The sequence below is a fragment of the Pseudomonas sp. M47T1 genome, from assembly GCF_000263855.1.
Classification (GTDB): domain Bacteria; phylum Pseudomonadota; class Gammaproteobacteria; order Pseudomonadales; family Pseudomonadaceae; genus Aquipseudomonas.
On sequence record NZ_AJWX01000002.1, the window covers coordinates 1 to 22393 of the forward strand.

A 22393-nucleotide genomic window follows, 5' to 3' on the forward strand; every position below is an offset into this window, starting at 1 on the left:
TTACGCGGCTTTTTGTTGGGCGGGCAGGGCGATTATTCGCCTTCGTCGAACTTGTTGTTGATCAGCTCCACGATTGCTGCCATGGCTTCGTCCTGTTGCTGGCCTTCGGTCATCAGGTGCACCAGGGTACCCTTGCCGGCGGCCAGCATCATCACGGCCATGATGCTCTTGCCGTCGATAAGGCTCTCAGGGTTGCGGCCGATGCGCACCTGGCAATCGGGGAACCTACCGGCGACGCCGACGAACTTGGCCGCGGCGCGGGCATGCAGGCCAAGTTTGTTGATAATTTCGATTTCACGAGCAGGCATCGCGGTGGGGATCCTTTCAACTGAGGTCGCGGTGGCGAACCTGGACATTCTTGAGCGCCTGTTGCAGCGCCTGGCCCAGCCGCTCGGTCAGGTAGACCGAACGATGGTGCCCGCCGGTGCAGCCGATGGCAATGGTGACGTAGGCGCGATTGCTGGCAGCGAAGCGCGGCAACCACTTGAGCAGGTAGCTGGCGACGTCCTGGTACATATCTTCGACGTCCGGCTGGGCAGCCAGGTAGTCGATGACCGGTTGTTCGAGCCCGGAATGGTCGCGAAGTTCAGGCTTCCAGTACGGGTTGGGCAGGCAGCGCACATCGAACACCAGGTCGGCGTCCACCGGCATGCCGCGCTTGAAACCGAAAGATTCGATCAAGAAGGCCGTGCCCGGCTCGGGCTGGTTCAGCAGGCGCAGCTTGAGGGTGTCGCGCAGTTGGTAGAGATTCAGGTGAGTGGTGTTGACCTTGAGGTCCGACAGGTCCGCAATCGGGCTGAGCAGATCGCTTTCAACACGAATGGCCTCGGCCAGCGAGCGGTTGGCACTGCTCAGCGGGTGGCGCCGGCGGGTCTCGGAGAAACGCTTGAGCAGCGTTTCCTCATCCGCGTCCAGGTACAGCACATCGCATTGAATATGCTTGTCTCGCAGTTCCTGCAACAGTTGCGGAAAGCGTGACAGGTGGCTGGGGAGGTTGCGGGCATCGATGGACACGGCCACCAGCGGCTGGGCCAGTTCGGTGTGGATCAGCGCGCGTTCCGCCAGCTCGGGCAGCAGGCCGGCTGGCAGATTGTCGATGCAATAGAAGCCGTTGTCTTCCAGCACATCCAGCGCAGTGCTTTTACCCGAGCCGGAACGGCCGCTGACGATGATCAGGCGCATGGTCAATGACCTTTCTGTTCGTCCAGAACCACTTGAAAGAGGGCTTCGCTGCTGGGGGCCGCGCGCAGGCGTTCGCGCACGTCGGCGCGGTCGAGCATGCCAGCGATCTGGCTCAGCAGGGCCAGGTGTTCGTTGGTGGCTTCCTGGGGTACCAGTAGCACGAAGACAAGGTCCACCGGCGCACCATCAATGGCGTCGTAGTCGATCTTGTTCTCCAGGTGCAGCAGGGCGCTGATCGGCGTGTTGCAGCCGGCCAGGCGGCAGTGGGGAATGGCAATGCCATTGCCAAAGCCGGTCGAGCCCAGTTTTTCGCGCGCAATCAGGCTGTCGAACACCACCTGCATCTCAAGGCCCGGGACTTCCCGGGCGATCAGGTTGGCGATGTGTTCGAGTACTTTCTTCTTGCTGCCGCCCGGCGCGTTCACGAGGGAACGGCCGGGGGTCAGGATGTGTTCAAGTCGGATCATGGGTGGGGAGTGTCAGCGGGCAGTCGCGCCTTGCAGCAGACTCTGCTGTTTTTCCTTATGCTTTTTGAGTTGGCGGTCAAGCTTGTCGGTCAGCAGGTCGATGGCCGCGTACATGTCGTCATGTTCCGCGTTTGCCACCACCTCGCCGCCAGGTACGCGCAGGGTGGCCTCGATTTTCTGTTTCAGCTTCTCGACCTCCATGATGACCTGCACGTTGGTGATCTTGTCGAAATGGCGCTCCAATCGGTCGAGTTTCTCACCGATGTAAGTGCGCATGGCGTCGGTCACAACCAGTTGATGTCCACTGATGTTGACTTGCATACCGCTTTCTCCTTATTGCCAGTGCATAAAGAGACAGGTTGGATAACCTGCCACTGGAACGCTGTGGCACATCCGGTACGCCGCCTGGCAGCGCTTTCGCGCTGCCAGTGATCACATCAGCCGCTTGCGTTCGCTCGACGGCGCGATCCCTAGGGATTCACGGTATTTGGCGACAGTGCGGCGGGCGACCTGGATGCCTTGTGCCTCCAGTAAACCAGCGATCTTGCTGTCACTCAATGGCTTTTTCTGATTTTCGGCCGCAACCAGTTTCTTGATGATCGCGCGAATCGCCGTGGACGAGCATTCACCGCCCTCGGAGGTGCTGACGTGGCTGGAAAAAAAGTATTTCAGCTCGTAGATGCCGCGCGGCGTGTGCATGTATTTCTGCGTGGTCACCCGCGAAATGGTCGATTCATGCATGCCCACCGCTTCGGCGATGTCGTGCAGCACCAGCGGTTTCATGGCTTCGTCGCCATAGTCGAGGAAACCACGCTGGTGCTCGACGATCTGGCTGGCCACCTTCATCAAGGTTTCGTTGCGGCTTTGCAGGCTCTTGATGAACCAGCGCGCTTCCTGCAACTGGTTGCGCATGAAGGTGTTGTCGGCGCTGGTGTCGGCGCGGCGCACGAAGCCGGCGTATTGCGGATTGACCCGCAGGCGTGGCACGGCCTCCTGGTTCAGCTCAACCAGCCATCGCTCGCTGTCCTTGCGCACGATCACGTCGGGCACCACGTATTCGGCCTCGGTGGACTCGATCTGCGAGCCAGGGCGCGGGTTGAGGCTCTGCACCAGTTCGATGACCTGGCGCAGCTCGTCTTCCTTGAGCTTCATGCGGCGCATCAGCTGGCTGTAGTCGCGGCTGCCCAGCAGGTCGATGTAGTCGGCCACCAGGCGCAGGGCTTCGTTGAGCCACGGGGTCTTGGCGGGCATCTGGCGCAATTGCAGCAGCAGGCATTCGCTGAGGTTGCGGGCACCGATGCCGGCGGGCTCGAACTGCTGGATGCGGTGCAGCACGGCTTCGATTTCGTCGAGCTCGATGTCCAGTTCCGGGTCGAACGAGTCGCAGATCTCCTGCAGGGTCTCGTCCAGGTAGCCCTGGTTGTTGATGCAGTCGATCAGGGTGACCGCGATGAGGCGATCGGTGTCGGACATGGGCGCCAGGTTGAGTTGCCACAGCAAATGGCTTTGCAGGCTTTCGCCGGCCGACGTGCGGGTGGTGAAGTCCCATTCGTCGTCATCGTTGCTGGGCAGGCTGCTGGCGCTGGTCTGGTAGATGTCTTCCCACGCGGTGTCCACGGGAAGCTCATTGGGAATGCGTTCGCTCCATTCGCCGTCTTCGAGGTTGTCGACGGTGGGTGCCGAGGTTTCCTGATAGCTCGGTTCCTGGATTTCCACAGTGGCCTTCTGCTCGACGTTGTCGGCCATGGGGTCACTGTTGTCGAAGTCGTCGCCCTCTTCCTGGCGCTCGAGCATCGGGTTGGATTCCAGGGCTTCCTGGATTTCCTGTTGGAGGTCCAGGGTAGAGAGCTGGAGGAGGCGGATGGCCTGTTGCAACTGCGGTGTCATCGTCAGTTGCTGGCCCATTCTTAGGACGAGCGATGGTTTCATGGCAGGGGCTTAACACCTTATTCGCCGGCGCAGAGCGCCATCCACTACAGGGCGCCGAGGCTCTCGGCTTTTGTCGTAAGCAAATTATATGCCTGAAACTGAAGTGTTTGCCTAGAGCGATGCCGCAATAAAACCCCGAATGGGGCTAAAAAAGTTGCGGCAGGCTCGGCAATCAGCCAAACACCTCGCCGGTTACAGGCGGAACTCGTGACCGAGGTAAACCTCTTTCACCAGCTGGTTTGCCAGGATGGTTTCAGCGTCGCCCTCGGCGATCAGTTGGCCATCGTTGACGATGTAAGCGGTTTCACAGATATCCAGCGTCTCGCGAACGTTGTGGTCGGTGATCAGTACGCCGATGCCCTTGTTCTTGAGGTGGTGGATGATCTGCTTGATGTCGCCGACCGAGATCGGGTCGACACCGGCGAACGGTTCGTCGAGCAGGATGAACTTGGGTGCGGTGGCCAGCGCGCGGGCGATTTCCACCCGGCGACGCTCGCCGCCGGACAGGCTCATGCCCAGGTTGTCGCGAATGTGAGTGATGTGAAATTCCTGCAGCAGGCTTTCCAGTTCCTTCACGCGACCCGCCTTGTCGAGTTCCTTGCGGGTCTCGAGAATGGCCATGATGTTGTCCGATACCGACAGTTTGCGGAAGATCGACGCTTCTTGCGGCAGGTAACCGATACCTGAACGCGCCCGGCCGTGCATCGGCTGGTGGCTGACGTCCAGGTCGTCGATCAGCACGCGGCCCTGATCGGCCCGCACCAGGCCCACGATCATGTAGAAACAGGTGGTCTTGCCAGCGCCGTTAGGGCCCAGCAGGCCGACGATCTGCCCACTCTCGATGGATATGCTGACGTCACGCACCACTTGCCGGCCCTTGTAGGCCTTGGCCAGGTGCTGGGCTTTGAGGATAGCCATTACTTGCCCTGCTGCTGGTCGGTTTTGCTTTTCGGCTGGATGACCATGTCGATCCGTGGACGCGGCGCGGTGATCTTGGTGCCATTGGCACGGCCGGCGTTGACGACCTGCTTGACGGTATCGTAGATGATCTTCTCGCCTTCCGACGTGTTGCCGTCGTTCACCACCTTGGCCTGGTCGATCAGGGTGATGTGGTTCAGCGCCGACTGATACTGGATGGTCTTGCCCCAGCCTTGCACGATGGGCTTGTCGATGGCCGGCTTCTGCTCGTAGTAGGCAAGGTTGCCCACGGAGGTGAAGGTGTCCACGTCGCCCTGCGCGTTGCGGGTGATGGTCACGGTGTTACCCGTGATCTTCATGGTGCCCTGGGTAATGATCACATTGCCCTTGTAGACAGCCACGCCCTGCTTGTCGTCCAGTTGTGCGTCGTCGGACTGGATGTGGATAGGCTGGTCGCGATCCGTCGGCAGTGCCCAGGCGCTAACGCTCCCCAGTGCAGAGCCCAGGGAGAGCAATAAAGGGAGGGTTTTAACGAGCCTCATACAGTCCTCTTACGTTTGACAGCAAGTTGATCTTGCTGTCTTTCAAATATGCCTTCATGCCCTTGCCCGTAGAGACGCCACCGGCGCCGTCGATTCTAACGTCTCGGTCTGTCTGCGCATATTGCTGTTGTGGGAATACCGTCATGCGCGTGCTGGTGATCAGCGTAGGCCGGTCTTTCTGGTCAGTGCGGGCGATGCGAACGTTGTCGATAAGCTCCACCTGGGTGCCGTCGGGGTTCACTTCGCCGTGGTCACTGGTCACGTGCCATGGGTACACGGTACCGCGGTACAGGTTCATGTCCGGGTTCACCACCTTGGTGATCTGGCTGGCCTGCATGTGGTCGACCCTGTCGCCGGTCATGCGGTACTGCACGCCGCCGTCGGGCAGGAACTGCACGGCGTGGGCGTTGATAGCGTAATAGTCGATGGCCGTGTCGTCGATTGCCGCAGCCGGCTTCTCGAGGAAGGTTTCAGGGTTGATGTTCCAATAGCCGACCGAGACGAAGATCGCCACGATCACGCAGAACATCAAGAGATTGCGCAGTTTTTTGCTCGGCATGGGAAACTCTATAAATAGGCGGCCAGGGCCGCTTCGAGGTTGCCTTGGGCACGCAGGATCAGCTCGCAGAACTCGCGGGCGGCACCCTCGCCGCCACGGGCCTGGGTGACGCCGTGGGCGTGTTCGCGCACAAACGGCACGGCGTTGGCCACGGCCATACCCAGGCCGACGCGGCGAATAGGGGCCAGGTCCGGGAGGTCATCGCCCAGGTAGGCTACCTGTTCATAGCTTAGGCCCAGTTGGGCCAGAAGGTCGTCCAGCGCCACCAATTTGTCTTCGCGGCCCTGGTACAGGTGGGCAATGCCCAGGCTCTTGGCCCTGCGCTCGACGATGGGGTTCTTGCGGCCGGTGATGATTGCAGTGGCCACCCCGGAATTGATCAGCATCTTGATGCCTTGGCCATCCAGGGTGCTGAAGGTCTTGATCTCGCTGCCGTCTTCACAGAAGTACAGGCGCCCGTCGGTCAGCACGCCGTCTACGTCGAACACCGCCAGTTTCACGGCCTTGCCGCGTTGCAGAAGGTCCTGGGTCATTACATCACTCCCGCACGCAACAGGTCGTGCATGTTCAGGGCGCCCACCGGGCGGTCATCCTTGTCGACCACCACCAGCGCACTGATCTTGTGGTCTTCCATGATCTTCAGTGCTTCGGCGGCGAGCATCTCGGCGCGAGCGGTCTTGCCGTGCGGCGTCATCACTTCCTCGATGTGCGCGCTGTGCACGTCGATGGTACGGTCCAGGGTGCGGCGCAGGTCGCCGTCGGTGAAGATCCCGGCCAGGCGTCCGTCATCTTCCAGTACCACCGTCATGCCCAGGCCCTTGCGAGTCATTTCCATGAGCGCGTCCTTGAGCAGGGTGCCACGTACCACCTGCGGCAATTCGTCGCCGGCGTGCATCACGTTTTCTACCTTGAGCAGCAGGCGCCGGCCCAGGGCACCGCCGGGGTGCGAGAAGGCGAAGTCCTCCGCGGTGAAGCCGCGAGCCTCCAACAGGGCAATGGCCAGGGCGTCGCCCAGTACCAGCGCGGCCGTGGTGGAGGAGGTGGGTGCCAGGTTCAGCGGGCACGCCTCGTGGGCCACGCGGGCGTCCAGGTTGACTTCGGCGGCCTTGGCCAGCGGCGAGTCGGGGTTGCCGGTCAGGCTGATGAGCTGGATGCCCAAGCGCTTGATCAACGGCAACAGGGTGACGATTTCCGCGGTGGACCCGGAGTTGGACAGCGCCAGAATGATATCGTCGCGGGTGATCATGCCCATGTCGCCATGGCTGGCCTCGGCCGGGTGCACGAAGAACGCGGTGGTGCCGGTGCTCGCCAGGGTGGCGGCGATCTTGTTGCCGATGTGCCCGGACTTGCCCATGCCCACCACCACAACGCGGCCCTTGCTGGCCAGGATCATCTCGCAGGCGCGGACGAAATCAGCATTGATATGGGCCAGCAAACCCTCTACCGCTTCGAGTTCGAGGCGGATTGTGCGGTGTGCCGATTGGATCAGGTCGCTGGATTGGCTCATGTCGGAAACGTATTGCCTGATGAAAAGGCGGCGATTATAGCCGTATTGATCGAAACCCTCACGTTCGATCGTCATCCTTTAAATGTCTTGTTGCTGAATGACCCGTGCAACAGCCTTGGGGCGCGTGTGTCATGGGTGATATAGTTCGCCGCCAGTTGGCCCGCCAGAAGCGCGCGTGTCTTCGTGACGGGGGGAAGCGTCCGAGGACAGGCTGCATCGCAAGGAGTTTAGATGAGTGCCGATAATGACTACGCGGTCGAGCTGAAGGGCGTCTCCTTCAAGCGGGGCTCGCGGAGTATTTTCAACAATGTCGATATCCGCATTCCACGAGGCAAGGTCACCGGCATCATGGGACCTTCCGGCTGCGGCAAGACCACCCTGCTGCGCCTGATGGGCGCACAGTTGCGCCCCGGCGCCGGCGAAGTGTGGGTCAATGGGCAGAACCTGCCGACCCTGTCGCGCAGCGATCTGTTCGACGCCCGCAAGCACATGGGCGTGTTGTTCCAGAGCGGCGCACTGTTCACCGACCTCGACGTGTTCGAGAACGTGGCGTTCCCGCTGCGCGTGCACACCGACCTGCCCGACGAGATGATCCGCGACATCGTGCTCATGAAGTTGCAGGCCGTTGGCCTGCGCGGTGCGGTGGAACTGATGCCCGACGAGCTGTCCGGCGGCATGAAGCGCCGCGTGGCATTGGCGCGCGCCATCGCCATGGACCCGCAGATCCTCATGTACGACGAGCCGTTCGTCGGCCAGGACCCTATCGCCATGGGCGTGTTGGTGCGCCTTATTCGCCTGCTCAACGATGCCCTGGGCATTACCAGCATCGTGGTGTCCCACGACCTCGCCGAAACCGCCAGCATTGCCGACTACATTTACGTGGTGGGCGATGGCCAGGTGCTGGGGCAGGGCACGCCGCAGGAACTGATGGCGGCCGATAACCCGCGAATCCGTCAATTCATGAAAGGCGACCCCGACGGGCCGGTACCTTTCCATTTCCCGGCGCCGGATTACCGCGCCGATCTTCTGGGGACGCGCTGATGCGCAAGAAATCACTACTGGAACGCATTCGCCTGTTTGGCCGCGCGGCCATCGACATGGTGGCAGTGCTGGGGCGCTCCGGGCTGTTCCTGATGCATGCACTGGTCGGGCGCCGTGGTGTCGGCGGCGGTTTTGCGCTGCTGGTCAAGCAGCTCTATTCGGTTGGCGTCATGTCGCTGCTGATCATCGTCGTGTCGGGCATGTTCATCGGCATGGTGCTGGCCCTGCAGGGCTTCAGCATCCTCACCAAGTACGGCTCCGAACAGGCAGTGGGGCAGATGGTTGCCCTGACGCTGCTGCGCGAGCTGGGGCCGGTGGTCACTGCCTTGCTGTTCGCCGGGCGTGCAGGTTCTGCGCTGACCGCCGAGATCGGCAACATGAAGTCCACCGAGCAGCTGTCGAGCCTGGAAATGATTGGCGTCGACCCGCTCAAGTACATTGCTGCGCCGCGCCTGTGGGCAGGTTTCATTTCCTTGCCTATTCTGGCCATCATCTTCAGCGTCGTCGGTATCTGGGGCGGCTCCTGGGTGGCCATCGACTGGCTGGGCGTGTATGACGGCTCGTTCTGGGCCAACATGCAGAACAGTGTCAACTTCACCGACGATGTCATCAACGGCGTGATCAAGAGCATTGTGTTCGCTTTCGTCGTGACGTGGATCGCCGTGTTTCAGGGGTACGACTGCGAGCCCACTTCCGAGGGGATCAGCCGTGCCACCACCAAGACCGTGGTGTACGCCTCGCTGGCCATCCTGGGCCTGGACTTTATTCTGACCGCTTTGATGTTTGGAGATTTCTGATGCAAAACCGCACCCTGGAAATCGGTGTCGGCATGTTTCTGCTGGCCGGGATTCTGGCATTGATTCTGCTGGCCCTTCGCGTCAGTGGTCTGTCGACCAGTTCCGCAACCGACACTTACAAGCTGTACGCCTACTTCGACAACATCGCCGGCCTGACCGTGCGCGCCAAGGTCACCATGGCTGGCGTCACCGTGGGCAAGGTCACCGCCATCGACCTGGACCGTGACAACTTCACCGGCCGGGTGACCATGCAGATCGACAAGAAGGTGAACAACCTGCCAACCGACTCCACGGCTTCTATCCTCACCGCGGGCCTGCTGGGCGAAAAATACGTCGGCCTGAGCGTGGGTGGCGAAGACACCCTGCTCAAGGACGGCGGAACCATTCATGACACCCAGTCGTCCCTTGTACTGGAAGATCTGATCGGCAAATTCCTGCTCAATACCGTTAATAAAGACGCCAAATGAGGAGTTACTTCATGATGACCATCCTGCGACGTGGCCTGCTCGTACTGCTGGCCTGCATGCCGCTGCTGGCCAATGCTGCCGACCAATCCGCCCATGACCTGGTGGATCGCACCACCAAGGAACTGCTGGCCGACCTGGCAGCGAACAAGGCGCAATACAAGGCTGACCCTACCAAGTTCTATGATGCGCTGAACAACATCATCGGCCCGGTGGTCGATGCCGACGGTATCTCCAAGAGCATCATGACCGTCAAGTACTCGCGCAACGCCACGGCGGACCAACTGAAGCGTTTTCAGGACAACTTCAAGCGTGGCCTGATGCAGTTCTATGGCAACGCCTTGCTGGAATACAACAACCAGGGCATTACCGTGGGCCCTGCCAAGGGTGACGAAGGTGACCGCACCAGCGTTGACATGACCGTGAAAGGCGACAGCGGCGCTGTCTACCCCGTGCAGTACACCTTGGTGAAGCTGAACGGCGAATGGAAAGTGCGTAACGTCATCGTCAACGGCATCAACATCGGCAAGCTGTTCCGTGACCAGTTCGCCGATGCCATGCAGCGCAACGGCAACAACCTGGACAAGACAATCGACGGCTGGGCCGGCGAAGTGGCCAAGGCCAAGGCCGACAAGGGCACTGGTGCCGACAAGGCCGACCAATGACCGACGCCGCCATCAGCCAGGGCGCCGGCGGCGAGTTGCTGCTGGCCGGTGTGCTCGACTACAGCAACGGCGCGGCCTTGCGCAAGCAGGGCCAGGCGCTGGTCAAGGCCAGCCCGGGCAATGCCCTGGTGCTGGACTGCTCGGGCGTGGTCAAGTCCAGCAGCGTGGGCCTGTCCCTGCTGCTGTGCCTCAAGCGCGATGCCCTTGCCAGCGGCAAGACCCTGATGTTCCAGGGCCTGCCGCAGGACATGCAACAGATCGCCGAAGTGTGCCAAATGAGCGGGATTTTGTCCGCGGCGTGAACAATCAGGCACAATGAACAAGCCCCTCCGTCAGAGTCCTCGTATCCGGGGTTCGCAGGCGAGGGGCTTTTTTTGTATGATGGCCGACCCGCGCGCACAGGGCGCCGATCGAGGTTGAGCATGCAGGCCATAGAAGTTAAGCGTTTTCTTGAAGAAAAACTGGCAAATGTCCAGGTCGAAGTTGAAGGCGAAGGCTGCAACTTCCAATTGAACGTCATCAGCGATGAGCTGGCCGCGCTGAGTCCGGTCAAGCGTCAACAGCAGATCTATGCTCATCTCAATCCCTGGATCGTCGATGGCAGCATCCATGCGGTCACAATGAAATTTTTCAGCAGCGCAGCCTGGGCTGAGCGCACCTGAGCCTAAGGGCGTCGAGATTCTAATGGACAAACTGATTATTACTGGCGGCGTTCGTCTTGATGGCGAAATCCGCATTTCCGGGGCAAAGAACTCTGCCCTGCCGATTCTCGCTGCAACGCTGCTGGCCGATGGCCCGGTTACCGTCGCCAACCTGCCGCACCTGCACGACATCACCACGATGATCGAGCTGTTCGGCCGCATGGGCATTGAGCCTGTGATCGACGAGAAGCTTTCCGTCGAAATCGACCCACGCACCATCAAGACTCTGATCGCGCCGTACGAACTGGTGAAAACCATGCGCGCCTCGATCCTGGTGCTGGGCCCCATGGTTGCCCGTTTCGGTGAGGCCGAAGTGGCCCTGCCTGGCGGTTGCGCCATCGGTTCGCGTCCGGTGGACCTGCACATCCGTGGCCTGGAAGCCATGGGCGCGGTCATCGACGTTGAAGGCGGCTACATCAAGGCCAAGGCGCCGGAAGGCGGCCTGCGCGGTGCGAACTTCTTCTTCGACACCGTGAGTGTTACCGGTACCGAGAACATCATGATGGCCGCGGCCCTGGCCAACGGCCGCAGTGTGCTGCAGAACGCCGCGCGCGAGCCGGAAGTGGTGGACCTTGCCAACTTCCTGATCGCCATGGGTGCCAAGATTCACGGCGCCGGCACCGACACCATCACCATTGATGGCGTGAAACGTCTGGATTCGGCGACCTACAAGGTCATGCCGGACCGCATCGAGACCGGTACCTACCTGGTTGCCGCCGCTGCCACTGGCGGCCGCGTCAAGGTCAAGGACACCGATCCGACCATTCTGGAAGCGGTGCTGGAAAAGCTGAAGGAGTCGGGCGCGGAAATCACCACCGGTGAGGACTGGATCGAGCTGAACATGCATGGCAAGCGTCCAAAGGCCGTCAACGTGCGCACCGCGCCGTACCCGGCGTTCCCCACCGACATGCAGGCGCAGTTCATCTCCCTGAACGCCATTGCCGAAGGCACTGGCGCGGTGATCGAGACCATCTTCGAAAACCGCTTCATGCACGTGTACGAAATGCACCGCATGGGCGCACACATCCAGGTCGAGGGCAACACTGCCATTGTCACCGGTACCGAAAAGCTCAAGGGCGCGCCAGTCATGGCCACCGACCTGCGTGCTTCGGCCAGCCTGGTGATCTCGGCGTTGGTAGCCGAGGGTGACACCCTGATCGACCGCATCTACCACATCGACCGTGGTTACGAGTGCATTGAGGAAAAACTGCAGATGCTGGGCGCGAAAATTCGTCGCGTGCCGGGCTAACCTGCTTTCGGGCGCAAGGATGCGCCCCATGAATCTGTCCAGCCGGGCCCTTGGGGTTCGGCAGTGGCCCGGCGCCGATTGCGACCGGGCACAATCCTGATTAAGGAAAGACGTTTTCCATGTTGACCATCGCGCTGTCCAAGGGCCGCATTCTCGATGACACCCTGCCTCTGCTGGCAGAGGCGGGCATTGTGCCCACCGAGAATCCGGATAAAAGCCGCAAGCTGATCATCCCCACGACCCAGGACGACGTACGCCTGCTGATTGTGCGGGCTACCGACGTGCCGACTTACGTCGAGCATGGCGCGGCCGACCTCGGCGTAGCCGGCAAGGACGTGCTCATGGAATACACCGGCCAGGGCCTCTATGAGCCGCTGGACCTGCAGATTGCCAAGTGCAAGCTGATGACGGCCGGTGCCATTGGCGCGGTGGAGCCCAAGGGCCGCCTGCGCGTGGCCACCAAGTTCGTCAACGTGGCCAAGCGTTACTACGCCGAACAGGGCCGTCAGGTCGACATCATCAAGCTGTACGGCTCCATGGAGCTGGCACCGCTGATCGGCCTGGCCGACAAGATCATCGACGTTGTCGACACCGGCAACACCTTGCGCGCCAACGGCCTGGAACCCCAGGAGCTGATCGCACACATCAGTTCGCGTCTGGTGGTCAACAAGGCATCGATGAAAATGCAGCACGCCCGCATCCAGGCGCTGATCGATACCCTGCGCAAGGCTGTGGAGTCGCGACACCGCGGCTGATCCACTCGCGCGGCCTTGAGCCGCGCCCATCTATCCGTGTCATAGCCAGAATTCTCAGGTGCCCACGCGGATGGCTTGGTAGTCTAGCGGCGCCTGAGATTTGCTATTTTTCAGCATTCGCCAACTATTGAGGCCCGCTATGACCACGTCCACTGCAATTCGCCGACTCGACGCCACTGATCCGGACTTCGCGCGCCATCTGGATCATCTGCTGAGCTGGGAAAGCGTGTCCGACGAATCGGTCAACCAGCGTGTGCTCGATATCATCAAGGCCGTGCGTGAGCGCGGTGACGACGCGCTGGTGGAGTTCACCAACCGTTTCGACAACATGCAGGTGGCCTCCATGGCCGAGCTGATCCTGGGCCGCGAACGCCTGGAGCTGGCCCTGACCCGCATCACCGCGCCACAGCGCGAGGCGCTGGAAAAAGCCGCCGGGCGCGTGCGCAGCTACCACGAAAAGCAGAAGCAGGAGTCCTGGAGCTACACCGAAGCCGACGGCACCGTGCTGGGCCAGAAGGTCACCCCGCTGGACCGGGCCGGCCTGTACGTGCCGGGCGGCAAGGCGTCGTACCCCTCGTCTGTGCTGATGAACGCCATCCCCGCAAAGGTGGCCGGCGTGACCGAAGTGGTCATGGTGGTGCCCACCCCGCGCGGTGAAGTGAATGAACTGGTGCTGGCCGCCGCCTGCATTGCCGGTGTCGACCGGGTGTTCACCATCGGTGGCGCCCAGGCCGTGGCCGCGCTGGCCTACGGTACCCAGAGCGTGCCCCAGGTAGACAAAGTGGTCGGCCCGGGCAACATCTACGTCGCCACCGCCAAGCGCCACGTGTTCGGCCAGGTGGGCATCGACATGATCGCCGGCCCTTCGGAAATCCTCGTGGTATGCGACGGCGAGACCGACCCGGACTGGATTGCCATGGACCTGTTTTCCCAGGCCGAGCACGATGAAGACGCCCAGGCCATCCTGGTCAGCCCCGACGCCGCATTCCTGGACAAGGTAGCGGCCAGCATCGACAAGCTGCTACCCACCATGGACCGTGCCGAGATCATCAACACGTCGATCAACGGCCGTGGCGCGCTGATTCACGTGCGCGACATGGACCAGGCCATCGAAGTGGCCAACCGCATCGCCCCGGAACACCTGGAGCTGTCGGTGGCCGACCCGCAGGCCTGGTTGCCGAAGATCCGCCACGCCGGCGCGATCTTCATGGGCCGCCACACCAGCGAAGCGCTGGGTGACTATTGCGCAGGCCCCAACCACGTGCTGCCGACCTCCGGTACCGCGCGCTTCTCCTCGCCCCTGGGTGTGTACGACTTCCAGAAGCGCTCGTCGATCATCTTCTGCTCGCAGCAGGGTGCCTCCGAGCTGGGCAAGACCGCTTCGATCCTGGCCCGTGGCGAGTCGCTCAGCGCGCACGCCCGCAGTGCCGAATACCGCATTCTCGCCGACGACAAGCAGGGGAACTGAAACATGAGCAAATTCTGGAGCCCCTTCGTCAAGCAACTGGTGCCCTATGTGCCCGGCGAGCAACCCAAGGTTGCCAACCTGGTGAAGCTCAACACCAATGAAAACCCTTACGGCCCATCGCCCAAGGCTATCGAGGCCATGCGCGCGGAGCTGGGTGACAGCCTGCGCCTGTACCCGGACCCCAACAGCGACCTGCTCAAGCAGGCGGTGTGCGAGTTCTACGGTGTGCAGCCCAACCAGGTGTTCCTGGGCAACGGTTCGGACGAAGTCCTGGCGCACATCTTTCACGGATTGTTCCAGCACGACGCGCCGCTGCTGTTCCCAGACATCAGCTACAGCTTCTACCCGGTGTACTGCGGCCTGTACGGCATCGCTTTCGACGCGGTGGCGCTGGACGAGCAGTTCCAGATTCGCGTTGAAGACTATGCACGCGCCAATGGCGGGATCATCTTCCCCAACCCCAACGCCCCGACCGGTTGCCTGCTGGCACTGGACGCGGTGGAGCAACTGGTGAAGAACAGCCCGGACTCGGTGGTGGTGGTCGACGAGGCTTACATCGACTTCGGTGGCGAGACGGCCATTGGCCTGGTGAACCGGTACCCGAACCTGCTGGTTACCCAGACCTTGTCCAAGTCGCGCTCGCTGGCGGGCCTGCGGGTTGGCCTGGCCGTTGGCCACCCGGACCTGATCGAGGCGCTGGAGAGGGTCAAGAACAGCTTCAACTCCTATCCGCTGGACCGCCTGGCCATTGTCGGTGGCGCGGCTTCGTTCAAGGATCGCGAGTACTTTGAGCGTACCTGCCAATGGGTAATCGACAGTCGCGAGAAGCTGGTGGCCGAGCTTGAGCAGCGCGGCTTCGAAGTGCTGCCTTCGGCGGCCAACTTCATCTTTGCCCGTCATCCGCAACAGGATGCCGCGGCCATTGCCGCCAAGGTGCGCGAGAAGGGCGTGATCGTGCGTCACTTCAAGCAGCAGCGCATTGCCCAGTTCCTGCGCATCAGCATCGGCACCCCCGAGCAGAATCAGGCGCTGCTCGACGCGCTGTAACCCGCCGCAATCTCCGGGCTCTTGTGGGAGTGGGCTCTGCCCGCGAAAAGGCCACCGCAATCTGGCTGTAAATGCGCGGTGAATGCTTCGCGGGCAGAGCCCGCTCCCACAAAGGCAGCAGATGCGTCAATAAAAAGCCCGCTTTCGCGGGCTTTTTCGTTACTGCACCTCTTGCGTGGCACTCGGCGCCGGTGGTGGCCGCAGGCCCACTTCGGCGGTCAGTTTCATTTCCTTGCCGTTGCGCATGATCTGGATGTCGATCTTGTCGTTGGGCTTGGTGCGTGCCACCTGGTTCATCGACTTGCGCCCGTCACCGGCCGGCTCGCCGTCGATGCTCAGGATCACGTCACCCAACTGCAGGCCGGCCTTCTGCGCCGGGCCGTCGCGGAAGATGCCTGCGACGACGATGCCTGGGCGGTCCTTGAGGCCGAACGAGTCCGCCAGTTCCTGGGTCAGCGGCTGTACCTCGATACCCAGCCAGCCACGGATCACCTGGCCGTGCTCGATGATCGACTTCATCACCTCCAGGGCCAGCTTGATCGGAATGGCAAAGCCGATGCCCTGGGAGCCGCCGGACTTGGAGAAGATTGCCGTGTTGATGCCGGTCAGGTTGCCATTGGCGTCTACCAGGGCGCCGCCGGAGTTGCCGGGGTTGATGGCCGCATCGGTCTGGATAAAATCTTCGTAGGTGTTCAGACCCAGTTGGTTGCGGCCAGTGGCGCTGATAATGCCCATGGTCACCGTCTGGCCTACACCGAACGGGTTACCGATGGCCAGGGCTACGTCGCCGATACGGATGTTGTCGGAACGACCGATGGTGATCGACGGCAGGTTCTTCAGGTCTATCTTGAGTACCGCCAGGTCGGTTTCCGGGTCGCTGCCAATGACGTGCGCCAGGGTCTCGCGGCCGTCCTTCAGGGCCACCACGATCTGATCGGCGCCCGACACTACGTGGTTGTTGGTCAGCAGGTAGCCTTCGGGGCTCATGATCACCCCGGAGCCCAGGCTGGACTCCATGCGCCGCTGCTTGGGCAGGTTGTCGCCGAAGAAGCGACGGAACTGCGGGTCTTCAAACAAGGGGTGATTGTTCTTGTTGACCACTTTGGTGGTGTACAGGTTGGCCACCGCCGGAGCGGCCAGCACCACGGCATCGGCATAGGTGACCGGGCCTTGCACCACGCTGGAGGATGTTTGGGCAACCTGCTGCAGGTTGACGTCCAGGCTGGGCAAGCCCACCAGTTGCGGGAAACGCTGGATGATCAGCAATGCGATGAGTAAACCAGTCAGCAGCGGCCAGCCAAAATAACGCAGTGCCTTGAACATTTAACGGATCCTGGGAGTTTGCTTCAGAGCGTGAACCATTCCACATGGGGTGGGGGAGGGCCATAATGGGCGCCATTATACGAGGGCTTGCGCCGCTCTGAACTGCTATTTAGGAGTCTTTTATGGCTGTTGCCCTGAGCACCCTGGTCGAAGAAGCCGACCGTTACCTCAACAGTGCGAAAATCCAGGATTATTGCCCCAACGGCCTGCAAGTGGAGGGGCGTCCGCAGGTGATGCGCATTGTCAGCGGCGTTACTGCCAGCCAGGCGCTGCTGGACGCCGCCGTGGAAGCACAGGCTGACTTGGTGCTGGTGCACCACGGCTATTTCTGGAAGGGGGAGAACCCTTGCGTGGTGGGCATGAAGCAGCGCCGGCTGAAAACCCTGCTCAAGCATGACATCAGCCTGCTGGCCTACCATTTGCCGCTGGACCTGCACCCGGACGTGGGCAACAACGTACAACTGGCCCGTCAACTGGATATTACCGTGGAAGGCCCGCTGGACCCGGACAATGCCCGGGTGGTGGGCCTGGTGGGCTCGCTGGCCGAGCCGGTCACGGCGCGTGACTTTGCCCGTCGCGTGCAGGAGGTCATGGGCCGCGAACCCTTGCTGATCGAAGGCAGCGAAATGATCCGCCGCGTCGGTTGGTGCACGGGTGGCGGGCAGGGCTATATCGACCAGGCCATTGCCGCCGGTGTGGACCTGTACATCAGTGGCGAGGCCAGCGAGCAGACCTTCCACAGCGCCCGGGAAAACGACGTCAGCTTCATTGCCGCTGGGCACCACGCCACCGAACGCTATGGCGTGCAGGCCCTGGGCGATTACCTGGCCCGGCGCTTCGCCCTCGAACACATCTTTATCGATATCCCCAACCCCATTTGAGTATTGCCTGTGGGAGCGGGTTCTGCTTCGCGGGCAGTGCCCGCTCCTACAAAGGGGGTAACCTCAGGGGGAGCCAATGGCCCAAACTCACGGGTATATTCTTATATTGTTTCGTTCTAGCCAGCCAATTAGATAGAAGCGGCCTCTGTGCTAGAGTGGGCGGCTCGAACACGGCCCGCAGGCCGTCCATAACGAATGTAATTCCGTGAGTAGCCATGGTCGACAAACTGACGCATTTGAAACAGTTGGAGGCGGAGAGCATCCACATCATCCGTGAGGTGGCCGCCGAGTTCGACAACCCGGTGATGCTCTATTCTATCGGCAAAGACTCCGCCGTGATGCTGCACTTGGCACGCAAGGCGTTCTTCCCCGGCAAGTTGCCGTTCCCGGTGATGCACGTCGACACCCAGTGGAAGTTTCAGGAGATGTACAAGTTCCGCGACCGTATGGTTGAAGAACTGGGCCTGGACCTGCTGGTGCACGTCAACCCCGAGGGCGTGGCGCAGGGCATCAACCCCTTCACCCACGGCAGCTCCAAGCACACCGACATCATGAAGACCCAGGGCCTCAAGCAGGCATTGGACAAGTACGGCTTCGACGCCGCCTTCGGTGGTGCCCGCCGCGACGAAGAGAAGTCGCGTGCCAAGGAGCGTGTTTACTCGTTCCGTGACAGCAAGCACCGCTGGGACCCGAAAAACCAACGACCCGAGTTGTGGAACGTCTATAACGGCAAGGTCAACAAGGGCGAATCCATTCGCGTGTTCCCGCTGTCGAACTGGACCGAGCTGGACATCTGGCAGTACATCTACCTGGAAGGTATCCCGATCGTACCGCTGTACTTCGCCGCCGAACGCGAAGTCATCGAGAAGAACGGCACCCTGATCATGATCGACGACGATCGCATCCTCGAGCACCTCAGCGAGGAAGAGAAAGCGCAGATCGTCAAAAAGAAAGTGCGTTTCCGTACCCTTGGCTGCTACCCATTGACGGGCGCGGTGGAGTCGGAGGCCGAAAGCCTGACCGACATCATTCAGGAAATGCTCCTGACGCGAACTTCCGAGCGCCAGGGTCGGGTCATCGACCACGATGGCGCCGGTTCAATGGAAGACAAGAAACGTCAGGGTTACTTTTAGCGGCACGTTGCAAGCTGCAAGCGATGGCTACCTGCCCAGGTTTGGCTTTTCGGAGTCAGATCACTCGTTCTGCGTTATCGGTTCCTAGCAATATCGCAGAGGGAATGGAGCGTTTCTCTACCAAGGAAAAATGCCAGTTTTTGTGGATTGCCAAAGCTTCCTGTGGGGAGTTGCGAACACAGATGATGATAGGCAAAGAGATTGGTTACATTAGCGAATCGCTTGCAGCGCACTGGATTCCGGAAACCCGTGAGCTTTCCAACAGGCTGTGCGGGTTGATCAAAAAAATTCCAACTAGTTGTACGCCGACAAGCTTGCCGCTTGAAGCTTACAGCTTGGAGCTCGAATGCAATGAGTCATCAATCTGATTTGATCAGCGAGGACATCCTCGCCTATTTGGGCCAGCACGAGCGCAAAGAGCTGCTGCGTTTCCTGACCTGCGGTAACGTCGACGACGGCAAGAGCACCCTGATCGGGCGCCTGCTGCACGACTCCAAGATGATCTACGAAGATCACCTGGAAGCCATTACCCGTGATTCCAAGAAAGTCGGCACCACCGGTGACGATATCGACCTGGCGTTGCTGGTGGATGGCCTGCAGGCCGAACGCGAGCAAGGCATCACCATCGACGTGGCTTACCGCTACTTCTCGACCGCCAAGCGCAAGTTCATCATTGCCGACACCCCAGGCCACGAGCAGTACACCCGCAACATGGCCACCGGTGCTTCCACCTGTGACCTGGCGATCATCCTGGTGGACGCCCGCTACGGCGTGCAGACCCAGACCCGTCGCCACAGCTATATCGCCTCCCTGCTGGGCATCAAGCACATCGTGGTGGCCATCAACAAGATGGACCTCAAGGGCTTCGACGAAGGCGTATTCGAGGAGATCAAGGCCGATTACCTGAAGTTCGCCGAAGGTATCGCTCTCAAGCCGTCCAGCCTGCACTTCGTGCCAATGTCGGCCCTCAAGGGTGACAACGTGGTGAATCATAGCGAGCGCTCGCCGTGGTACACCGGTCAGACCCTGATGGAAATCCTCGAAACCGTGGAAGTGGCGGCTGACCGCAACCTCACCGACCTGCGTTTCCCGGTGCAGTACGTCAACCGTCCGAACCTGAACTTCCGAGGCTTCGCCGGTACCCTGGCCAGCGGTGTCGTGCACAAGGGCGATGAAATCGTCGTGCTGCCGTCGGGCAAGAGCAGCCGGGTCAAATCCATTGTCACCTTCGAAGGTGAACTGGAGCAGGCAGGCCCGGGCCAGGCCGTGACCCTGACCATGGAAGACGAGATCGACATCTCCCGTGGCGACCTGCTGGTACACGCCGACAACGTGCCGACTGTCACTGACAGCTTCGACGCCATGCTGGTGTGGATGGCTGAAGAGCCGATGCTGCCGGGCAAGAAGTACGACATCAAGCGCGCCACCAGCTACGTGCCAGGCTCCATTGCCAGCATCGTCCACAAGGTTGACGTCAACACCCTCGCTGAAGGTCCGGGCAGTGCCCTGGCCCTGAACGAGATCGGGCGAGTAAAGCTGGCGCTGGATGCACCGATTGCCCTGGACGGCTACGACAGCAACCGCACCACTGGTGCGTTCATTGTCATCGACCGCCTGACCAATGGCACCGTGGGCGCCGGCATGATCATCGCGCCGCCGGTGGTGCCGCACGGCTCTGCTGGCCATCATGGCAAGCAGGCCCACGTGGCCACTGAAGAGCGCGCCCTGCGCTTCGGCCAGCAGCCGGCTACCGTGCTGTTCAGCGGCCTGTCGGGCGCTGGCAAGAGCACCCTGGCCTATGCCGTTGAACGCAAGCTGTTCGACATGGGGCGCGCGGTGTTCGTGCTGGATGGCCAGAACCTGCGCCATGACCTGAACAAGGGCCTGCCGCAGGATCGCGCCGGTCGCACTGAAAATTGGCGTCGTGCTGCTCACGTGGCGCGTCAGTTCAACGAAGCTGGCCTGCTGACCCTGGCGGCCTTCGTCGCGCCGGATGCCGAAGGTCGTGAACAGGCCAAGGCCCTGATCGGTGCCGAGCGCCTGCTGACCGTGTACGTGCAGGCATCGCCGCAGGTATGTGCCCAGCGTGACCCGCAGGGCCTGTATGCCGCCGGTGGCGACAACATCCCGGGTGAGTCCTTCCCGTACGATGTGCCGTTGAACGCCGACCTGGTGATCGACACCCAGAGCGTCTCGCTGGAAGACGGCGTCAAGCAAGTGCTGGAACTGCTGCGCAAGCGCGGCGCCATCTAAGCCACTTCGCTGCACCGCGAAAGCCCGCCCCTCGAAAGAGGGGCGGGCTTTTTTGTGGGCTGCAACCTCCCCCCCGTACCCAGTGCTTTGTATCTGCTGCCTGTAGCCGCTGCCGCCAGGCTGCGCAGATCGTCGTGCCTGGCGCGATTCGATGTATCAGGAATCGACAACAACGGGAGGCGCCAAACCCAGCGAACGTGATTAGAATGTAACGCAAGAAGTTGTTTGCGTGCCAAGTCACTCAATTCTGCTGGCGCTTTTTACGCTGTTTACGGATACGAAAGAACAAACATGATCGAAATCCTGCTGCTGGTCGCGCTATATGTGTTGGCGATGGCCATTTTTTGCCTGGCTGCCAGCCGTCTGCCCATCTTGTCCGAAGAAGCGCAACATCGCGTGTCTTCTCTGGACGGGCTGCGCGGTATCCTTGCTACCGCCGTACTGGCACACCACTTCACGGTCAGCTACTACTGGCATGCCACGTCGATCTGGCAGATGACAGACAGTCGAGTAATCAACAACTTGGGCGCGGTCCCAGTGTCGCTGTTCTTCATGATCACCGGCTATCTGTTTGGCGGAAAAGTGTATCGCGGAGTGCCCCGTTGGACGGCCATCGCTTCATCGCGCATTCGCCGAATTTTCCCGATGTATCTGACCAGTGTCGTCATTGTGGTGGTTGTTGCGTTTTATCAACAAGGCGGCCAATTGGGGTCGTTGCTCGACTTCACCAAGTCGATCGGCCACTGGCTGGTATTCATCGGCGTGCCCTTCAATGGCATCGACGAAACCCGCCGTATCAACGCTGGTGTGCAATGGACATTGCTGTACGAGGCGGTGTTCTACCTGTCGCTGCCGCTGCTGTATTGCCTGTTGCGTCGTCGTCTGGCCGTTGCGGCCGTGGTGATCTCGATCGTCGCGCTGGCGCTGCTGTGGCCGCTGTACGGCCAGTATTTCAGCAACAACTACATCAAGCTGTTCGTGGCAGGCATTGTCGTCGCCATCCTTGAGGATTGGCTCAAGGCCAGGGCAATCGATTATGCGCGCTGGCCGAGCACGCTGGTGGCATTGGCGGTACTGGTCTTGTGCATGGCGCTTAAGCCTTATTCGAAGGCCCAAATGATCATCCTGGCCATTCCATTCGCCTTGTTTGTGCTGGGCAACAGCCTGAACAGCCTGCTGGAAAACCGTGGGTTGAAGATTCTGGGCGAGGCCAGCTTCAGTATTTACCTGCTGCACGGCATCGTGATTTACGTGCTGTTCAGCGTGTTCTCGATCTATGACTTCCAGGCGGCCAACTTCCTGCACTATGTGTGGTTCCTGCCGTTGGTGCTGTGGCTGGTGGCCAGCCTCAGCGTGGCTACGTACTGGGGCATCGAGCGGCCGTTCATTCGCCAGCGCCCGCGGCCTGCCGCCCCGGTGACTGCCGTGTAGCCGTTGCCGAAAGGCTGCGGCTACAAGCGCCAGGCGCCAGGCAATAAAAAAGGAGCCACAAGGCTCCTTTTTCATGGTGGG

Annotated in this window: 25 protein-coding genes and 1 pseudogene; 15 read left to right on the top strand and 11 right to left on the bottom strand. The window is 61.0% G+C overall.

Annotation, left to right across the window (positions count from 1 at the left end):
* Positions 1 to 32: 32 nt before the first annotated feature.
* The 10 genes from PMM47T1_RS01945 to PMM47T1_RS01990 all read right to left on the bottom strand — a co-directional run bounded on the left by PMM47T1_RS01945 (position 33) and on the right by PMM47T1_RS01990 (position 7104).
* The gene (locus tag PMM47T1_RS01945) at positions 33 to 308 is read right to left on the bottom strand and encodes an HPr family phosphocarrier protein (protein WP_008365306.1); all 276 of its coding nucleotides are present in this window, start codon (positions 306 to 308) and stop codon (positions 33 to 35) included.
* Positions 309 to 324: 16 nt separating this feature from the next.
* Positions 325 to 1182: an RNase adapter RapZ gene (gene rapZ / locus PMM47T1_RS01950; RefSeq protein WP_008365308.1), complete on the bottom strand. Its 858-nt coding sequence runs from the start codon at positions 1180 to 1182 to the stop codon at positions 325 to 327.
* 2 nt (positions 1183 to 1184) lie between these two features.
* Positions 1185 to 1649: a PTS IIA-like nitrogen regulatory protein PtsN gene (gene ptsN, locus PMM47T1_RS01955; RefSeq protein WP_008365310.1), complete on the bottom strand. Its 465-nt coding sequence runs from the start codon at positions 1647 to 1649 to the stop codon at positions 1185 to 1187.
* 12 nt (positions 1650 to 1661) lie between these two features.
* Entirely contained in the window at positions 1662 to 1970 is a 309-nt protein-coding gene (gene hpf, locus PMM47T1_RS01960) for a ribosome hibernation-promoting factor, HPF/YfiA family (protein ID WP_008365312.1), read from the bottom strand.
* A 111-nt stretch (positions 1971 to 2081) separates the two neighbouring features.
* The gene (locus PMM47T1_RS01965) at positions 2082 to 3578 is read right to left on the bottom strand and encodes an RNA polymerase factor sigma-54 (RefSeq protein ID WP_008365314.1); all 1497 of its coding nucleotides are present in this window, start codon (positions 3576 to 3578) and stop codon (positions 2082 to 2084) included.
* Between the two features lie 192 nt (positions 3579 to 3770).
* Positions 3771 to 4496: an LPS export ABC transporter ATP-binding protein gene (lptB, locus tag PMM47T1_RS01970; RefSeq protein WP_008365315.1), complete on the bottom strand. Its 726-nt coding sequence runs from the start codon at positions 4494 to 4496 to the stop codon at positions 3771 to 3773.
* Entirely contained in the window at positions 4496 to 5038 is a 543-nt protein-coding gene (gene lptA, locus PMM47T1_RS01975; protein WP_043300629.1) for a lipopolysaccharide transport periplasmic protein LptA, read from the bottom strand. Before lptA ends, lptB begins: the two co-directional genes overlap by 1 nt.
* The gene (lptC, locus tag PMM47T1_RS01980; RefSeq protein ID WP_008365319.1) at positions 5025 to 5597 is read right to left on the bottom strand and encodes an LPS export ABC transporter periplasmic protein LptC; all 573 of its coding nucleotides are present in this window, start codon (positions 5595 to 5597) and stop codon (positions 5025 to 5027) included. The genes lptA and lptC overlap by 14 nt, the downstream gene beginning before the upstream one ends.
* A gap of 8 nt (positions 5598 to 5605) precedes the next feature.
* Positions 5606 to 6130, bottom strand: coding sequence for a KdsC family phosphatase (locus PMM47T1_RS01985; protein ID WP_008365320.1), 525 nt, complete (start codon positions 6128 to 6130; stop codon positions 5606 to 5608).
* The gene (locus PMM47T1_RS01990) at positions 6130 to 7104 is read right to left on the bottom strand and encodes a KpsF/GutQ family sugar-phosphate isomerase (RefSeq protein ID WP_008365323.1); all 975 of its coding nucleotides are present in this window, start codon (positions 7102 to 7104) and stop codon (positions 6130 to 6132) included. The genes PMM47T1_RS01985 and PMM47T1_RS01990 overlap by 1 nt, the downstream gene beginning before the upstream one ends.
* Positions 7105 to 7335: 231 nt before the next feature.
* Between PMM47T1_RS01990 and PMM47T1_RS01995 the strand changes: the two genes are divergently transcribed.
* From PMM47T1_RS01995 to hisC, 10 genes are all read left to right on the top strand, one after another.
* A complete protein-coding gene (locus PMM47T1_RS01995; RefSeq protein ID WP_008365325.1) occupies positions 7336 to 8145 on the top strand; it encodes an ATP-binding cassette domain-containing protein in 810 nt (269 codons plus the stop codon).
* Entirely contained in the window at positions 8145 to 8942 is a 798-nt protein-coding gene (mlaE, locus tag PMM47T1_RS02000) for a lipid asymmetry maintenance ABC transporter permease subunit MlaE (RefSeq protein WP_008365327.1), read from the top strand. The genes PMM47T1_RS01995 and mlaE overlap by 1 nt, the downstream gene beginning before the upstream one ends.
* Positions 8942 to 9409: an outer membrane lipid asymmetry maintenance protein MlaD gene (gene mlaD, locus PMM47T1_RS02005; protein WP_008365329.1), complete on the top strand. Its 468-nt coding sequence runs from the start codon at positions 8942 to 8944 to the stop codon at positions 9407 to 9409. Before mlaE ends, mlaD begins: the two co-directional genes overlap by 1 nt.
* Positions 9410 to 9420: 11 nt before the next feature.
* Positions 9421 to 10071 carry an MlaC/ttg2D family ABC transporter substrate-binding protein gene (locus PMM47T1_RS02010; RefSeq protein WP_008365331.1) on the top strand — a complete coding sequence of 217 codons (651 nt, stop codon included), beginning with the start codon at positions 9421 to 9423 and terminating at the stop codon, positions 10069 to 10071.
* Positions 10068 to 10373, top strand: a complete 306-nt coding sequence (locus tag PMM47T1_RS02015; RefSeq protein WP_008365333.1) for an STAS domain-containing protein — start codon at positions 10068 to 10070, stop codon at positions 10371 to 10373. The genes PMM47T1_RS02010 and PMM47T1_RS02015 overlap by 4 nt, the downstream gene beginning before the upstream one ends.
* A 120-nt stretch (positions 10374 to 10493) precedes the next feature.
* On the top strand, positions 10494 to 10733 hold the full coding sequence (locus PMM47T1_RS02020; protein ID WP_008365335.1) for a BolA family protein: 240 nt from the start codon (positions 10494 to 10496) through the stop codon (positions 10731 to 10733).
* A gap of 22 nt (positions 10734 to 10755) precedes the next feature.
* Positions 10756 to 12021 carry a UDP-N-acetylglucosamine 1-carboxyvinyltransferase gene (gene murA, locus PMM47T1_RS02025; protein WP_008365337.1) on the top strand — a complete coding sequence of 422 codons (1266 nt, stop codon included), beginning with the start codon at positions 10756 to 10758 and terminating at the stop codon, positions 12019 to 12021.
* A gap of 119 nt (positions 12022 to 12140) precedes the next feature.
* Positions 12141 to 12776 carry an ATP phosphoribosyltransferase gene (hisG, locus tag PMM47T1_RS02030; protein WP_008365338.1) on the top strand — a complete coding sequence of 212 codons (636 nt, stop codon included), beginning with the start codon at positions 12141 to 12143 and terminating at the stop codon, positions 12774 to 12776.
* A 139-nt stretch (positions 12777 to 12915) separates the two neighbouring features.
* Positions 12916 to 14244, top strand: coding sequence for a histidinol dehydrogenase (hisD, locus tag PMM47T1_RS02035; protein ID WP_008365341.1), 1329 nt, complete (start codon positions 12916 to 12918; stop codon positions 14242 to 14244).
* Positions 14245 to 14247: 3 nt separating this feature from the next.
* Positions 14248 to 15291: a histidinol-phosphate transaminase gene (gene hisC / locus PMM47T1_RS02040; RefSeq protein WP_008365343.1), complete on the top strand. Its 1044-nt coding sequence runs from the start codon at positions 14248 to 14250 to the stop codon at positions 15289 to 15291.
* Between the two features lie 159 nt (positions 15292 to 15450).
* On the opposite strand, the gene algW is transcribed toward hisC, so the two are convergent.
* The gene (algW, locus tag PMM47T1_RS02045; protein WP_008365345.1) at positions 15451 to 16614 is read right to left on the bottom strand and encodes a Do family serine endopeptidase AlgW; all 1164 of its coding nucleotides are present in this window, start codon (positions 16612 to 16614) and stop codon (positions 15451 to 15453) included.
* 122 nt (positions 16615 to 16736) lie between these two features.
* Here algW and PMM47T1_RS02050 point away from each other — a divergent pair, with 122 nt between their 5' ends.
* From PMM47T1_RS02050 to PMM47T1_RS02065, 5 genes and pseudogenes are all read left to right on the top strand, one after another.
* Entirely contained in the window at positions 16737 to 17495 is a 759-nt protein-coding gene (locus PMM47T1_RS02050; protein WP_008365347.1) for a Nif3-like dinuclear metal center hexameric protein, read from the top strand.
* Between the two features lie 215 nt (positions 17496 to 17710).
* The gene (cysD, locus tag PMM47T1_RS02055) at positions 17711 to 18628 is read left to right on the top strand and encodes a sulfate adenylyltransferase subunit CysD (protein ID WP_008365348.1); all 918 of its coding nucleotides are present in this window, start codon (positions 17711 to 17713) and stop codon (positions 18626 to 18628) included.
* A gap of 14 nt (positions 18629 to 18642) precedes the next feature.
* Positions 18643 to 18918: pseudogene (locus PMM47T1_RS28805) on the top strand (four helix bundle protein); the annotation flags it as partial.
* A gap of 61 nt (positions 18919 to 18979) precedes the next feature.
* Entirely contained in the window at positions 18980 to 20881 is a 1902-nt protein-coding gene (gene cysN, locus PMM47T1_RS02060; RefSeq protein ID WP_008365352.1) for a sulfate adenylyltransferase subunit CysN, read from the top strand.
* A gap of 291 nt (positions 20882 to 21172) precedes the next feature.
* Positions 21173 to 22312, top strand: a complete 1140-nt coding sequence (locus tag PMM47T1_RS02065; RefSeq protein WP_008365355.1) for an acyltransferase family protein — start codon at positions 21173 to 21175, stop codon at positions 22310 to 22312.
* Positions 22313 to 22393 lie beyond the last annotated feature (81 nt).